The sequence below is a fragment of the Micromonospora sp. NPDC050495 genome, from assembly GCF_040655175.1.
Classification (GTDB): Bacteria; Actinomycetota; Actinomycetes; order Mycobacteriales; family Micromonosporaceae; genus Micromonospora.
Genome location: NZ_JBFAJK010000001.1, coordinates 672,941 through 687,436, shown reverse-complemented (window position 1 = coordinate 687,436; position 14,496 = coordinate 672,941). Strand labels below are relative to the sequence as shown.

The window sequence follows — 14,496 nt, the reverse complement described above, 5'->3', positions numbered from 1 at the left end:
CCTCACGAGTCGAGCGAGCAGGGCGATGGCCCGACGGTCACCGGTGCACTCGAACCAACATCAGCTCGAGTGAGACAAGGGTGCACCAATGAGCGGTATCGGCGGGTCGCCGGCGACCAGGTCGGTCGGTGTCGGATCGACCCCGGCCGGCGGGCCGGTGTCGGCGGTGGGATCGGGATGCGGGTTGTGGTGCTGCGGCGTGTGCTCGCTCATGTGGTGTCGGCTCCGCGCCGCGCCGTGGTGCGCTGACACCCTCAAACCGGTGTTTGTCAGCCGTGGCGAACACCTGCCCCTCTCACGGTGATCTCGCAGATGTCTGACAGCGGGTTTTCGTCCGCATGGCTGTCCTGACCCCCGGGGACACCCTTGCAGACGCCGGCGCCACGACGTCGGATCAGCGTCAGGAGACTGTCAGAGCCCACCATCAAGCCAGCTCTGTCAGACACCCAGGGTTACGACCGCCTCGACCATGACAGCGACGTACGCCGATGGCATAGGGGTGCTGGCCGAGGTTGTCAGACCACTGTCCGGGTAACCCAGGGCGGCAGCGGCGTCACCGAGGACGCTGGCTCCGGGCCTGCCAGTCGGACGGCGGCTCGTCAGACCGTCACGGCCAGCCGGGCGGACGCTGCCAGCCGGGCACGCCGACGCGCGGCGCCCGAGGGGATGCCGATAGGCGGCGGTGAAGCCGGTCGCGGTCTGACACCGCTGCGCCTTATGGCGCTGTGAGATCGTGTCAACGGGCAGGTCAGCGTGGCTTTGTCGAAACGATGACGCACGTCGACGTCGATCGTCAGTGAGCGGTGCACGCCGGGCGGCTGACCCCGCCGACGCGGTGTCCGTGCCTACGCAGCCTGCGCTGTCAGAAGTCCGTGAGACCACGGTGGCGCAACGACGGTCAGGCGTGCCGGCCGTACCGCTCCGGCCCGTCCTCGACGTTTGCCGCTGACATAGGAGATCGTGACATGACCTCCGCCGCCGGCTGGCCCGACTCGCCTCTGAACGCAGTGGACGCCGCGTTCGCCGACCTGACCTGCGACCCCGACCCGCTGTCACTGGACCTCGACACGCTGGCCGGGCAACTCGGCGACGACAGCGGTCTGCCCGGGGGTGTCATCGCGCTGCCGGCGTTGCGGCAGTGGCTACTGGACCATCCGCGTGCCTGCAGGGTGCGGGACGTGGTGTGGCAGGAGCTGATCCGCCGCGCCCGCCTCGACGGGCCCGCCTGGGCCATCACCGCGGTCGCCCTGGCGCCGCCCGCGCTGCGCCGCTACGCCGGCCGACTGCACACCGGCTGGGCCGGCGACGCCCGCGACCTGGACGCCGAGATCCTCACCGCCTTCCTGACCGCCCTGCGCGACCGGGTCAACCTGGGCCCGCCCGGCGCCGTACGCGGCGCTGACGCTGGTGGCGGCCTGACCGCCGGCCATCCCCGCCGGCGGTCCCGGCGCGAGACCGACCTTCTGGTCGGGCCCGCGACCGCGTACGACGAACCGACACTTCCCACCCGCGACGACCGGCCCACCCCCGGTGCGGGAAGGTCGTCGCGCTCACTGTCGGATCGCCAGTCGGGAACCTCACCGACCTGACAGTGACGCCCATCGGACGACGCTCGGCGGCTGTGGCACTCCCGCGCCGACGCCCACAGCGGTCCGCCCCGAAGCGACATGAGCGTCAGACCGGGCCGCTGACCACGGCTGTCAGACATCGGTAAGGTCGTGTCGGAGCGCTGTGGGACCGGCAGGTGTTCGCCACGGCTCACAAACGCCGGTTTGAGGGTGCGGAACTCCTCCAGCGCCACCACGGCGCCATGCGGAGGGTTGGTTCCGCTCCGCCGCCGGGCCGGGACAGATGGCCGACACGGGACCGGGCGCCTCGGGTGCCGCGCCACGTTGATGCGCTGACACCTCATCGATCACCGCTGACCCGAACGGGAGGACGAGCTCCTCCCGAGGTTCACCGCGCTCCCCTGCCCTGCAGGTGTCTCCCGCGAGGCGTTGCCTCGACGGGTCATCAGCGCTGTGTTCGGCTCGGTCCGGGTTGCTGTCCGTGTTCCAGTCCGCGCTGCCCACCAGTTCGGGGTCCCGCTTCAGGTGGACGGTGACACGGACCCGCACCGGCGTCTGTCAGCGCAGCACCGGGCCGGTGTGACAGTCCCGGCCCGGTGCTCAGAGACACCACCGGTGTCATCTCTGCCCTACCGCGAAACTCGGAAGGAAACCCTCGTGCCTGACCACGTCCTGCGCGTGCAGTCCGTCCTCACCACCCGCGACCATCTCCTCCTCGAATGGCTCACCGACCACGGCGTCTTCACCACCCCGCAACTCGCCCACGCCCTGTTCCCATCCCTGGACTTCGCCCAACACCGACTCGCCCGACTCACCGCACTACGGGTGGTCGACCGCTTCCGGCCCTTCCGCCCCGACGGCGGCTCGTTCCCCTTCCACTACGTCATCGACCAACTCGGCGCGGAAGTCGTCGCCGCCCAACGCGACCAACCCCCACCCCGCCCCGGCCACGCCAAAACCAACCGGCGGCGGTGGACCGCCGCCCGCACCCTCAACCACCGACTCGGCGTCAACGGCTTCTTCACCGACCTCGCCGGCCACGCCCGCACCCACCCAGCACACGCCCTCATCCGCTGGTGGTCCGAGTCCCGCTGCGCACAAACCGGCGCGTTCGCCCGACCAGGCGACCCCGTAGCCCTGCACGCCCTGGCCGCCCCGATCCGCCCCGACGGCCACGGCATCTGGACCACCCACGGCGCACAGCTGCCGTTCTTCCTCGAATACGACACCGGCACCGAACCCCTGACCGAACTGATGCGCAAACTCATCGGCTACACACAACTCGCCGCCGCCGGCGGCCCCCGCTGGCCGGTGCTGTTCTGGCTCCACTCCGCCACCCGCGCCCACCACCTCCACCAACACCTCGCCGCCACCCCCCTCACCGTTCCCGTAGCCACCGCCAGCCGCGACCACGCCACCCACACCCGCCACAGCCCCGCCGGACCAATCTGGCAACTCCACGGCCACCCCGGCCCACTCACCCTCGCCGACCTCGCCACCACCACCTCCACCCCGCCCACCACCCACAAACCGCCGAGCTGACCAAGGCGGCGGTGACCTCCCCGGCGGCTTGACCTTCACCAAGAGGTGAGCGTGGATGGCTCCCGCCAGAGCCGACGCGCGGCGACACCGTGACCACCGCGCATCCGGCAACCGCCCATGAAGGTGCCCCCGACGAAGGGCCTACCGATGCCCAAGCCTCACCGCGAACGACCCGGACGCCTCGCCGCAGTACCCGACGACATCACCGACCCCCTGCTATGGCGCCTCGCCATCGGCGTCCTCGCCGCCCACCAACCCGAACACGACGGCAACTGCCGCAACCTGCAATGCGCCGGGCAAACCGGCATCTGCACCGCGGCATCCAACGCCCGCCGAGCGCTCACACTCGCCCGAACAGCCACACGCCCCGCCAACCCCGCACCCCTGCCGGTACGCCACGAAGCGGCACCAAGACCACCAACGCCACGCAGCAGGGACTTCATCGGCTGGTTCACGACACCCAAGCCAGCCCCGGCTACCGAACTGCCTGATCCTGGACCCCGGCGAAGACCGATCACATCACGGCGACACGCCGCGTAACACCGACACCCCACCGGCCATCCCCTGACGACCAACGTGTCAACGCCGCCTCACACGGGCTCTGGCACTGATCAAGTGTTGAACTTCTCAAGTGCGGCAGGTCGACTCTGACCGCTTCAGCCATCACGCAGCATGTCGTGCCGCCCGCGAGGCCGCCCCCCTAGCGATGGATCCCTGCGGTCGCTCGACGATTCGCTAGGGTGAGCTCGTTGGTGCGAGCCGGCCGTTGCCGCCGGGATGTTGTCGGCCAGTGACTTGGCAAGACGGGGTGTCACCCTGTTTGATGGGACCAGCCCGGCTGCGGGAAGCCATGTGGGGCTTCATTGTTGCTGTGGCGGCGGTACGGTACCGGGGATGGTTGTGGACGAGCGCTCTATTCGCAGTGCCCAAGCGGGAAGCGACGACGATCCTCTGACCAGCGTCGAGTTGTTCACTGGTACCGGAGGGCTCGCTGAGGGTCTGCATCTAGCAGGTTTTCGCCATCTTCTGGCCGTTGAGTCCTATCATCGAGCCTGCGAGTCTCTTCGGTATAACCGAGCGGTGGATTGCGCGGATCCCGCCGCCGCCGCCGAGTCGGTGCCGGCGGCCAACGATCCGTGGCCGCTTTATGAGGGTAAAGTCCAGGATGTAGGGTTCCATCCTTTCTCCGGCAAAGTTCATGTTCTTGCCGGCGGCGTCCCATGCCAGCCGTGGAGCATTGCCGGCAAATCGCAGGACATCGAGGAGAAGATCGGCGGGGAGCGCAATCTCTGGCCGGAGATGTTCCGTGCCGCCCACGAGGCTCGCCCCGACGTCATCATCGCCGAGAACGTGATCGGCCTAACACGTCCATCCTTCAAGGACTACTACGAATACATCCTCGATGGCCTTCGCGTACCCCACGAGGAACGTCTCGAAGGTGAGCACTGGCGGCATCATCATGAACGCCTACGCAAGCGGATAAAGGCGAAGGACGTCCCTGACGAGGATCGGTACGTAGTAAAGGGTGTGCCGCTCAACGCCGCCGACTACGGCGTGCCGCAACTGAGGAAGCGCCTCTTCATCGTCGCCTTTCGGGCTAGCCTAAACGTGGAATGGGTTCCGCCAAAGCCGACTCATAGCCGCTCAAGCCTGATCCGAGATCTCCTCAACGGTGAGTACTGGCAAAGGCACGGGATTCCTCCCCGCAAGGAACTGACCGAGTCCTTGACGGAGATGCTGCCCGACGACAAGGCACCATGGCGGACCGTACGGGACGGGATCAAGGGCCTCGACGAGCCCACGCTTGACCGGAAGCACTCCGGCGGTCCACTGCATCACGTCGGATGGCCTGGGGCGAGGATGTATCGCGGCCATCAGCCCAGCGATCTCGACATGCCCTCGAAGACGATCAAGGCCGGTGTCCACGGGGTCGCTGGTGGTGAGCTCACCGTCATCGACAGGCTGGGGCGATACCGTTACTTGACCGTTCGTGAGGTGGCACGGTTGATGACCTTCGACGACGAGTGGAAGCTTGACGGTTCGCGGGGTCCCCAGATGCGCCAGTTGGGCAACGCGGTGCCCGTGGACTTGGCGAAGGTCGTAGGTGACTCCGTGCGGGCTCAGTTGAGGCCGAAGGGATGACGAGACGACCAAAGGCGCGGACCTTACAACCGTGATGCGGCTCAACGCTAGCTCGCTGCCGTCGCCAGCCGCTTCGTCGGACGCGATCACACGGGTGATGCGCGGAAATCGTGGTCGCGATACCCGACCGGAGATGCGCGTTCGCCGCGCGGTGTGGTCGATGGGCCTGCGCTACCGTGTCGGCATCCGCCCCATACCGTCGTTGCGACGCACTGCGGACCTCGTCTTTACGAGGGCGCGGGTCGCGGTGTTCGTAGATGGCTGTTATTGGCATGGCTGTCCGGCGCATTACCGGCCGGCGCGCCTCAACGCGGAATTCTGGGCGTCGAAGATTGAGGGCAATCGCAGACGTGATGTCGAGACGGATCTCCGGCTGCGGGAGGCGGGGTGGACGGTCCTGCGGATCTGGGAACACGAGGACGCTGAGGTCGCGGCTGACAGGGTGCGAGCCGCGGTCGCAACGGCCCGCACCCTGTCGGATCATCTTTAGCTCACTTGCCCGAGGTAGCCGGTTGGACCGAAGAGCGTCCCGCGGCCAAGGTACCGGTTGAAGTGTCCGCAGACCGGTTCCCCCAAGTGCGCGCAGGCGTGGCAGGCGCCGCCGTTGCGCTCGCACGCGGGGTCGAGAGGGCAGCGGTGCTCGGCGTTGACGACAGCGTCGAGGAACGTCTGCAGGTCGTTCTCGAACACCGCCTGCAGGCCGCCGAGCACGAAGTCGCCTCGCGCGGCGGCGAACACGAAGAACACGCCGTGGCTGGGCAGGAGGTACTCGCCGAGGCTCTCGCGGTCCACGCCTGCGAATACGGACAGCTGACGAATGACTCGGTGCGCGTAGGAGTGCACCAGCGTCAGGAGGTCCGAGCCAGGTGTCGGGTGGCCCGTGTGTTCGTTGAACCTGTCGGGCAGATCGATGGCGCTGGCGATCGCGGCGCGTAGGCCTCGGTCGTCGGGCGCGGTGGGCAGGTCATGTCCCCGTTGACGCAGCCAGCGGGCGATAAGCGTGGGATTCAGCCGGAACATCAGGGCCTCAGACTGTTGCGGGTCGGCGTAGACGCGGCGGCCCCGCTTCCCGCTGAATAGGTTGAGGTTCACCGCGCCCGGCACAGTGCCCCCACGAGTGAACCCGTAGACCGCGCGCATCACGGGGAAACGGTCGGCGAGCTCGACGGTCTCTAGCCCCGCACGCCGCATGGCCTCGGGGTAGGCGTTCGTGTATCGGTCCCGCACGGCGACGGGCACGCCGTCACTGATCAGGTCCGGCACCCGAACCCGGCCGTCAAAGGTGGCCAGCGCGAGGTCCACCGCCTCGCGCTCAGCCTGAAGCAGCCGCTCGTGGGGCGCGACGGCGAGGGTCCCGAGGTCGTCCTCGCTCGTCAGTTCACCATGGCTGGCGGCCACCCCGGCCATCTGCTCGGCGACCGCACGGGACACACCGCTCGCGACGAGTTGATCGATCAAGGAACTGGTGGTGTGTTGGCGTTCGCTCGGGCGGTCTTCCCGCATGCCGTTGAGAACCCACGTGAGGGCGCGGCGCGGACCACCGGACTCAGTGATCTCGATGATGCGGCGTTTGGTCCCCGGGTTGATGAGCACGAAGCTCTGGGGCGCGTAGACGCTGGCAGATCGGTGCACGGTGTAGGCCAGAGCGTGGGAGTCTCGTTGAGGCCAGCGGCGGCCACACGGACAGCGGCGGTATGAGAAGCCTCGTTGCAGGGTCGTCTGGCAAATCGGGCACTTAAAGAGGATCTTGCTGGCGTCGATCGTGGGCTGGTACTCCATGCGCACCTGGTTGTGCCGTTCGCAGCGAGGGATGCGGGGGGCCTCGAGACGGCCGCACTCGTGGTAGCCGACGAAGTGGCTCTGCTGCCAGCTTTTCTGACCGCACACGCAGGTCCTGTCGCGTACGAACTCGATACGCCGGCAGTGGCGGCAGATATAGATCTCGGGGTACCGCTCGACCTTGACACCCCGGGCGTCGTTGACCTTGACGACCTCGACGTCGAGGGTGCGGGAGGCGTGGACGGCACCGACGTCTCTGGTCCAGCCGAGGATCTCGGTCTCCAGTCGTTGCCGGATCGCCGCCTCATCGACGTCGACCTTGATGGGGTCGCGCCACTCGACGGTCTTCCAGATCCCGCCCTGCAGGTCGGCGGTTTGTTCGGGCAGTAGGCCGTAGAGCACCTGGGTGCCGCTGCGCTTGTCCTTCACAGTGGTGTGCTCCTTAGTCGTCGCTGATCGGGATCTGGGTCTCGACGTCTCGCAGGGAGGTCATCGGACGGCGGTGCAGGATGTCGCGGGGCCACTTGGCGCCGGAGCCAAGGTCGTTGAGTTTGGCGAAGTAGATCTCCACGGCACGGCGTAGGTCCTCGTCGAGTAGGTGCTCGTCGTCGCGGATGCCGAGCATCTCGCGTAAGGCCTTGGTTTCGTCGTCGACGGTGGTGACGACCGTGCGGTGGTGGGCGCGCAGTAGGTCGGCGGTAGTGAGTTTGAGCCGTTCGGAGCGGGGTTCGTGGAAGAACAGTCGTCGGGCCTCGATCGCTGCGGCGCTGGTTAGGTCGAGGACGCGTCGGCTGCTGCGGGTCACGGGGATCGGCTCGACCAGGCGGTCGCCGTGCTCGACGAATGCCTGGAAGTGGCTGTAGACGCTAGCGTCGCGTTCGCGTCCGATCTTGTGAACGACGTAGACGAGGCCGGGGTGGGTACGGCCGACGCGGGCGGTGGTCTGGATGAACTCGGCCGTGGTCAGCGGCACGCCCAGGACGGTCATGATGTTCAGTCGGTCGATGTCCACGCCGTGCGAGAACATGGATGACGCGGCGACGACGTGGACGCGCTCGTCGAAGTCCGCCGCAGGCCTGTCGAGTTCGGCGATGGCCGTGCGCACGTCGTCGAAGGGAGTTTGGCCGGTGAGGGAGACGGTGTTGAGCGGGTTGACGTCTACCTGGGTGCCCATGGATCGGCGGGCGGCCTCGACGTCCTTGACGGTGTTGCCGTAGATCACGTTCGTGCCATAGAGATCCAGGAGTTCGGGCACGTGGATTGGCTCGATCTCGGCCTGGGCGCATACCACGTCGGGCTCGCGGATCAGTCTTCGTACGGACTGCTGGAGGACGGTGATGGTGCGGTCGGACACCCATTCGAGGGTCACTCCGCGGGGCCAGACGGCGACGTATCGGCGCAGTGTCGCCGGTGTTGCGGCGCTCCAGTAGCTCTCGTGGACCGACGGTCCGAGCGCCGGGAAGACCCGTCCGTGCCGGCCATAGAGCGTGGAGGTCTGCCTCTGGTAGCCGGATAGGGTGGCCGAGGAGGCGATGATCTTTGGCGGGTCGGTGTCGGTGTTCTTGACCTGCAGGTCGTCGAGGATCGACTCGTAGTGTGAGTCGACCGCGCCGAGGGAGTCCCGCAGCAGGTGCAGCTCGTCCTGTAGTCGAAACGACGGCGCGAACATCGCGCGGTCGTGTGACTTGATGGTCTCGCTTGGGTCTTTGCAGCCAGGTACGAGGCAGCCCGCTGGTCTGCTGCCGCGCTTGGCGTAGGTGAAGCCGTGGCCGGGGCGCCGGCATCGTCCGGCGGGACCGTGTATGAAACCGCGCATGGCGGCTTGCATGGAGATCAGCGCGGCCTTGTCGAGGGTGCCGATCACGACGCTGGGCAGAAAGCGATAGATCTCGCTGTCGACCACGAACAGCGGCAGCGCCTCCCCGATCGATGGACAGTCGGGCGCGGAGCAGAAGTGTTCGAGGCGCCAATGCCGCCGGTTGAATCGTGTGGAAACATCGCGGGCAGCGCAGAGGGGGCAGCGCAACAGCACGTTGAAGCGTGCTGGCATGGTGTCGTCCTCGACGTCGATGGGGTTGTCCTTGGTCGGCTCCACCGGGATCTCGTTGGGGGTGCTGCTCTTGCCGACGTAGTAGCCGAGAGCGATCGGGTCGCCGGGGACGCGGTGCTCTCTGCGTACCAGTTCGGCAGCACCGAGCGCGTCGGCGAAACGTTGAGTCTGCTGCAACGACAGTAGGCGCAGGGGGAACCGAGACCAGGCGGTGATCCCCGAGTGTTTGCCGCGGAGCCGGTCGTGGAAGACAGCGAGAACCAACAGACCGAGGTAGGTCTCGGTCTTGCCGCCACCGGTGGCGAACCAGACGATCTCGACGGTGTTCCAATCGCGTCGGCCCTCGACGAGGCTGGGTAGTACGCCTAGCAGGAATCCCACTTGGAACGGGCGCCAGGCCGTGATGCCGCGGCGGCTTGCCGTGCGTCCCATGGCCTTGTTCATCAGGCGGTAGGCCCGTAGTAGCTGCGGTGAGGACTCCAGGGCGGCGAGGCCGCGGCGCAGGCGATCGAGTTCCGCCTCGTACGCCGCCCGGCCACGGTCGGCCTCGGCGATCATCTCCGGTGTCCACGCCGGGCCGTCGCCTTGCAGCCGCGCCAGGGCCTCGGGTGACCAAGCGTCCTGGCCCCACTGGGCGTATCCGTCGACGAGCTGGCGTAGCCGGGGAAGGGGGTCATCGGTGAGCCCGGCGAACGACAGGTCCAGTTTGTCCTCGGCGGTGTAGCCGAAACGAAAGGTGGGCCGCTTGGTCGACACGACCACCGTGTCCGTGGTGACGAACGTCGTCCCCCGCCTCTCGACGCCGCAGTTGATGCCTAGCGCTGGCAGCTCGCGCTCGTAGCGGAAGCTGTCTGGCAGCGATTCGAGGATAAATGGGGCGGTAGGGAGCCCCTCGACCGCGAGCTCCACCTCGAATAGGTAACGCTCGCCCTTTGGCTGGCCCGACTCGGCAGTGGTGTTTACCACCGTTACGACAAGTTCTGGTGTGCCCCGCCAGGACTCGTCCGACACCTGCACCACAGCCGTGGCCGTACCGATGCCGGCCCGTCGCAGGGCCGACGTAAGCAGCTCGGCGCCGAAGTCAGTTGGGCGCATGCTCCCGTGCGCCGTGACGTCGATCGTCGCCTCCGCGACCGCAGACTTCTCCCACTCCTCAGGTGTGTCGAGATCCTTGGATCCGGCCGTGATCCGGTTCCATCCCCGAGCGCGTACCCGCACCCGGAACGACCACGGCCCAGACGTCGCGGGTTTGAACCGTATTCCGACGGAGCACGGGTCCATTCGCCGCTCCCTGCGGGTCTCCGCCATCGCCTCCTTTTCCGGCGCGAGACGCCCCAGCCAGAACACCCCGGAAGGGTCGACGGTGCTGGTCGTATCGTCGGTGCCCAGTCCAGCGCTGGTGACGCGCTGGTCCAGCCACTGGACGAAGCGTTCCTTGTGGTCGATCATTTGCCCTCCTGTGAGGTGGTCGCCTTGGCGCGCGTCGACCGGCCGGACGATGCCGCCACGGCCGCGCGCTTGGCGGCGGGTGAGTTCGGTTGCGGTCGAAGGCCCCAAGACTGGGCGAGGTCCAGGATCACGTGATCGGATGACAGGGTCATGAGCAGCTTCAGTTCGATCTGCCGCACGCGTTCGCGGGTGACTCCGTGGACCTGTGCGATCTCCTCGAGCGTCGCAGGCTCGTCGGTGCCGAGTCCGAACCGACGCTCGAGGATGTCGACCGAGCGAGGGTCGAAATTCGCCTGGAGAATACCGGTGACTTGTGCGGAGACATTCTCGGCGGCAACGACATCGTCCGGCGCGGGCATTGGATCGTTCATCAGGTAGTCACCCAGTGTGCTTACTCCGCCATCATCGCCTACCGGCGTGTCGAGTCGAATGAGGGGGCGTGAGATGTCCAGCAGAGCCTGAACGTCGGCCGCGTCCATCTCGGTCCCCTCCGCGAGCTCTGACAAAAAGGGAGGCCGCCCGTTCCGGGATTCGAATGAACGGGCATAACCATTGATCTTCCGAACCTTCTCACAGATGTGCACGGGCAGGCGGATAGGGGAGCCGGTCATATCTATTCCGCGACCAATAGACTGCCTGATCCACCATGTCGCGTAGGTCGAGAACTTATACCCCAGAGCGGGATCGAATTTCTCGGCCGCACGCTGAAGCCCGAAGGTCCCTTCCTGAACAAGATCGTCGAAGTCGAGATCGCCCGCGCTGGGGCCGTACCTTTGCGCGATGCTGACCACCAGCCGCAGGTTCGAGCGCACCAGCTCGTCGCGAGCCTGACATCCATCCTCGACTAAGCGCCGCGCCGACGCGTCGCCACCGTCCTCCTCAAGCCGCTCCCTAGCCGCCATACCGAGCTGAATCCGCCGACCGAGCGCCACCTCCTCCTCCGCCGTCAAGATGCGATGACGCCGCATCTGAGCAGGCAAACGCCAAGAGCGGGCGAGCCCGGGCGACTCCTCGAGCTGTCGCTCCTCGTCGCGTTCTCGCTCAACGGTCAAGCCGTGACGCGCGAGCTCGGCGAGGGCACTGGACACCTCATCGGCGTCGAGTTGTCGCCGACTGACGATCCCCACGAAGTGGTCCCACGTCAACTCGCCGAGGCGATCAGCGTCCTCGGCGAGTACCTCGACAGTTCTCGCGACCAGCTCCTCACGCATGGCCAGGCCTCCGCATCTTCGCGTCTGTCCTTAGACGAATGATGAGAACACACAGGTGCGACAAACATTCGCCGGCGGGGCGTTTCTCGAAACTGTTTCACTAGCGTTAGCCCAACGACGGATAGAATTGCCCGTTTAGAGGCTTATAGGTCCATCCGTGGTGATTGCTTGACCGACTCTGAACCGGCTTGTTATTCTCTAGCCGTAGGCGTGATATAAGAACCGCCTCCAATTATGGCGGCATACGCCTTCGTCGCCGCGACTGGTCTTTCCACCGCCCCGATTGGGATGCGCGCGGAGCGGGTTATCCGATACGCTCCGCACCGGGTCGGCGTCGATATCGGTCGACGGGTGCCCTTCGTCATCGCCGCTGCGGCGGGCGTGATCAATTTGGGGGTGTGAGTGGCGATCGAGGCTATCGACGTGACACCGGATCCGCGGATCCTCACGGTCTTGGGCGACATCGAGTTCAGCCCGTGGCAGTGCCTGGCGGAACTCATCGACAACGCCTTCGACGAGTTCCTCTCCGCCGGCCACGCCGGCGGAGAGAGACCAACGGTACAGATCTCCCTGCCGCCGAAGGGCAGCGACCTGAAGAGCGCCGAGGTCTGGGTCGTCGACAACGGTCGCGGCATGGACCTCGCGACGCTGAACAACGCAATCCGCGCCGGCTGGACCTCCAACAACGCGCACGGGGCGCTTGGCCTGTTCGGTATGGGCTTCAACATCGCCACTGCTCGGCTCGGTCAACGCACTCAGGTACGAACCACCCGCGCCGGTGACCCACACTGGACTCTGGTCACGCTCGACCTGCCGAGTCTCAGCACTGGTAACACCTACGACGTTCCGGTGACCTACGAACCCAAGGACGACCCGGCCGACCACGGCACGAAGGTCATCATCAGCGCGCTGCGCCCTGAGCGACTGACCCTGCTACAAGGGCACCAAGCTATCCGCACCAAGCTGGGTGACGTCTACAGCTACCTGTTGCGCGAACACGAGTTCGAACTCACCGTCAACCGGCGGAAGGTCGAACCGCGGCGACCGTGTATCTGGGGCGAGGATCGGTATGTCACCCGCAACGGGGTCGACATCCGAGCCGTGCAGCGCATCGACGTCACGATGGGCACGATGAAGGCCTGCGCCGTCTGCGGCAAGTGGCAGGCCGCCGACCACGAGACCTGCGTGTTCTGCCCGAACGGCGGCCGGCTCGAGATCCGAGAACAACGCATCCACGGATGGATCGGCATCCAACGCTACCTGCACTCCAGCGACTACGGCATCGACTTCCTCCGCAACGGCCGCAAGATCCTTCTGCGCGATCACAACATCTTCAACTGGGTCGACCCAACTGGAAACGAAGACCCCGAGAAGGAGTATCCCGTCGACAACCCCCGCAACGAGGGCCGAATCGTCGGCGAGATCCACTGCGACCACGTCGCCGTCAACTACCAGAAGACCGCCTTCGAATACGACACTCGCGAGTGGAAGAAGGTAGTCCGGACCGTCCGCGGAGAGGCCCCGCTACGACCGAACATCGCGAGAAGGCGAGGCTTCGAGGAGAACCGCAGCCCTCTGGCCCTGCTGTATACCGGTTTCCGCACTGACAAGCCCGGCCTGAAATACCTCATCCCCGGCAACGGTCAGACGGCCCTGCGCGACAAGGTCACCGACTGGGTTGACCGATTCCGCAAGGGCGACGCCGCGTACCAGAGCGATGACATCTGGTACCAGGCCGCCGAGCAACATGACAAGGGCCTGACCGTACCCACCCAACGGGAACCGGGAGACGTCCTCGACGAGATGGGCCTGACCGAGCCCACGACGGGTAGCGGCACAACCAGCGGACCGGGAATCTCGAGCGACGACAAGCGCGCACGCCCCACCACCGGTCCTTCGCCGACACCGGCGGTGTCCCCCGCTCGGCCGGAGACCGTCGATGAACGGCTCAGCCGCTACCGCGAGGCCGCCACGCTAGCGCCTGCGCTCGGCGGCAAGTTCGACGCCGCCGAGCTCGGCAAGGCTGATGTCACCGTCTATGCCGTCGACGAGGCCGAACTGGTCGACCCGACCGGACGATCGGTAGCGATCTTCGCCCATCTCACCCGGGCGCCCCGCGTAGAGGTCTACCTCGCCCGCAGGCACCCCATGCTGACCGACTTCGGTGTCGACCTCACCGAGCTGGTCCAGGTCATCCTCGCCGAGTTCCTCATCGCCAGGACCCCCGGCGCGCGGCAGCCGCTGATCACGGTCCTCGAGAAGATCAAGCTTCGTGCGTCCAACGATCGTCGGATCACCGTCGACTCCCTCGCCAAGCGATCACGCGACCTGCTTGACCGCATCAGAACCCTCATGCTGCACGAGATCAAGGGCTCGCCAACCGGTTACTGGGAGATGCTGCTGCCCGGCGAGACAGCCGAGGCCGAGCGCCGATTCGCCCTGGAGCGCGTCAGCGGCGGTTGGGAGGACGCGATCGACACCGGGGAGTTCGTTCACTACGTACCGGCCTCGGCCATCGTGCGTCTCATCGAACGTCGACCCGACGCCTTCCTCGACGGCCGCGTATTCCGTCGGCGATTCGGCACCCTTACCGACGAGACCGCCCGCGCGCTCGGCCTATCCCGGGTGACTAGCCTCGTCAACGAGATCGCCCTCATGGCCGACCACACGCCACGTCTCGAGATCGACGAGCTGCAGCGTATGCGACTCAGCTGTGACCTCGTCGAACGTGAACTCGACGCGGCGTAGGCGGACA

The 14,496-nt window shown here is 66.6% G+C and carries 8 protein-coding genes; 5 read left to right on the top strand and 3 right to left on the bottom strand.

Annotation, left to right across the window (positions count from 1 at the left end):
• Positions 1-965: 965 nt before the first annotated feature.
• The 4 genes from AB0I11_RS03305 (at position 966) to AB0I11_RS03290 (ending at position 5,742) form a co-directional block, all read left to right on the top strand.
• Positions 966-1,589: a hypothetical protein gene (locus AB0I11_RS03305; RefSeq protein WP_357309944.1), complete on the top strand. Its 624-nt coding sequence runs from the start codon at positions 966-968 to the stop codon at positions 1,587-1,589.
• Positions 1,590-2,225: 636 nt separating this feature from the next.
• Positions 2,226-3,110, top strand: a complete 885-nt coding sequence (locus AB0I11_RS03300) for a replication-relaxation family protein (RefSeq protein WP_357309939.1) — start codon at positions 2,226-2,228, stop codon at positions 3,108-3,110.
• 894 nt (positions 3,111-4,004) lie between these two features.
• Complete coding sequence (locus tag AB0I11_RS03295) at positions 4,005-5,252, top strand: DNA cytosine methyltransferase (protein WP_357309934.1); 1,248 nt, start codon at positions 4,005-4,007, stop codon at positions 5,250-5,252.
• Between the two features lie 34 nt (positions 5,253-5,286).
• On the top strand, positions 5,287-5,742 hold the full coding sequence (locus AB0I11_RS03290) for a very short patch repair endonuclease (protein WP_357310410.1): 456 nt from the start codon (positions 5,287-5,289) through the stop codon (positions 5,740-5,742).
• On the opposite strand, the gene AB0I11_RS03285 is transcribed toward AB0I11_RS03290, so the two are convergent.
• Genes AB0I11_RS03285 through AB0I11_RS03275 form a run of 3 tightly spaced genes read right to left on the bottom strand, consistent with a single transcriptional unit; the run spans position 5,739 to position 11,741 of the window.
• Positions 5,739-7,460, bottom strand: a complete 1,722-nt coding sequence (locus AB0I11_RS03285) for a hypothetical protein (RefSeq protein WP_357309929.1) — start codon at positions 7,458-7,460, stop codon at positions 5,739-5,741. The two genes, AB0I11_RS03290 and AB0I11_RS03285, sit on opposite strands and share 4 nt — an antisense overlap.
• A gap of 13 nt (positions 7,461-7,473) precedes the next feature.
• Positions 7,474-10,530, bottom strand: coding sequence for a helicase-related protein (locus tag AB0I11_RS03280; protein WP_357309924.1), 3,057 nt, complete (start codon positions 10,528-10,530; stop codon positions 7,474-7,476).
• Positions 10,527-11,741, bottom strand: a complete 1,215-nt coding sequence (locus tag AB0I11_RS03275) for a sigma-70 family RNA polymerase sigma factor (RefSeq protein WP_357309919.1) — start codon at positions 11,739-11,741, stop codon at positions 10,527-10,529. The genes AB0I11_RS03280 and AB0I11_RS03275 overlap by 4 nt, the downstream gene beginning before the upstream one ends.
• Positions 11,742-12,143: 402 nt before the next feature.
• Here AB0I11_RS03275 and AB0I11_RS03270 point away from each other — a divergent pair, with 402 nt between their 5' ends.
• Positions 12,144-14,489: an ATP-binding protein gene (locus AB0I11_RS03270; RefSeq protein ID WP_357309892.1), complete on the top strand. Its 2,346-nt coding sequence runs from the start codon at positions 12,144-12,146 to the stop codon at positions 14,487-14,489.
• The last annotated feature ends 7 nt before the right edge of the window (positions 14,490-14,496 follow it).

Bases quoted from the DNA above. Each gene is read 5' to 3' on its own strand.
- AB0I11_RS03305 (WP_357309944.1), top strand. From the start codon at position 966: ATGACCTCCGCCGCCGGCTGGCCCGACTCGCCTCTGAACGCAGTGGAC.
- AB0I11_RS03295 (WP_357309934.1), top strand. From the start codon at position 4,005: ATGGTTGTGGACGAGCGCTCTATTCGCAGTGCCCAAGCGGGAAGCGAC.
- AB0I11_RS03290 (WP_357310410.1), top strand. From the start codon at position 5,287: ATGCGGCTCAACGCTAGCTCGCTGCCGTCGCCAGCCGCTTCGTCGGAC.
- AB0I11_RS03280 (WP_357309924.1), bottom strand. From the start codon at position 10,530: ATGATCGACCACAAGGAACGCTTCGTCCAGTGGCTGGACCAGCGCGTC.
- AB0I11_RS03275 (WP_357309919.1), bottom strand. From the start codon at position 11,741: ATGCGTGAGGAGCTGGTCGCGAGAACTGTCGAGGTACTCGCCGAGGAC.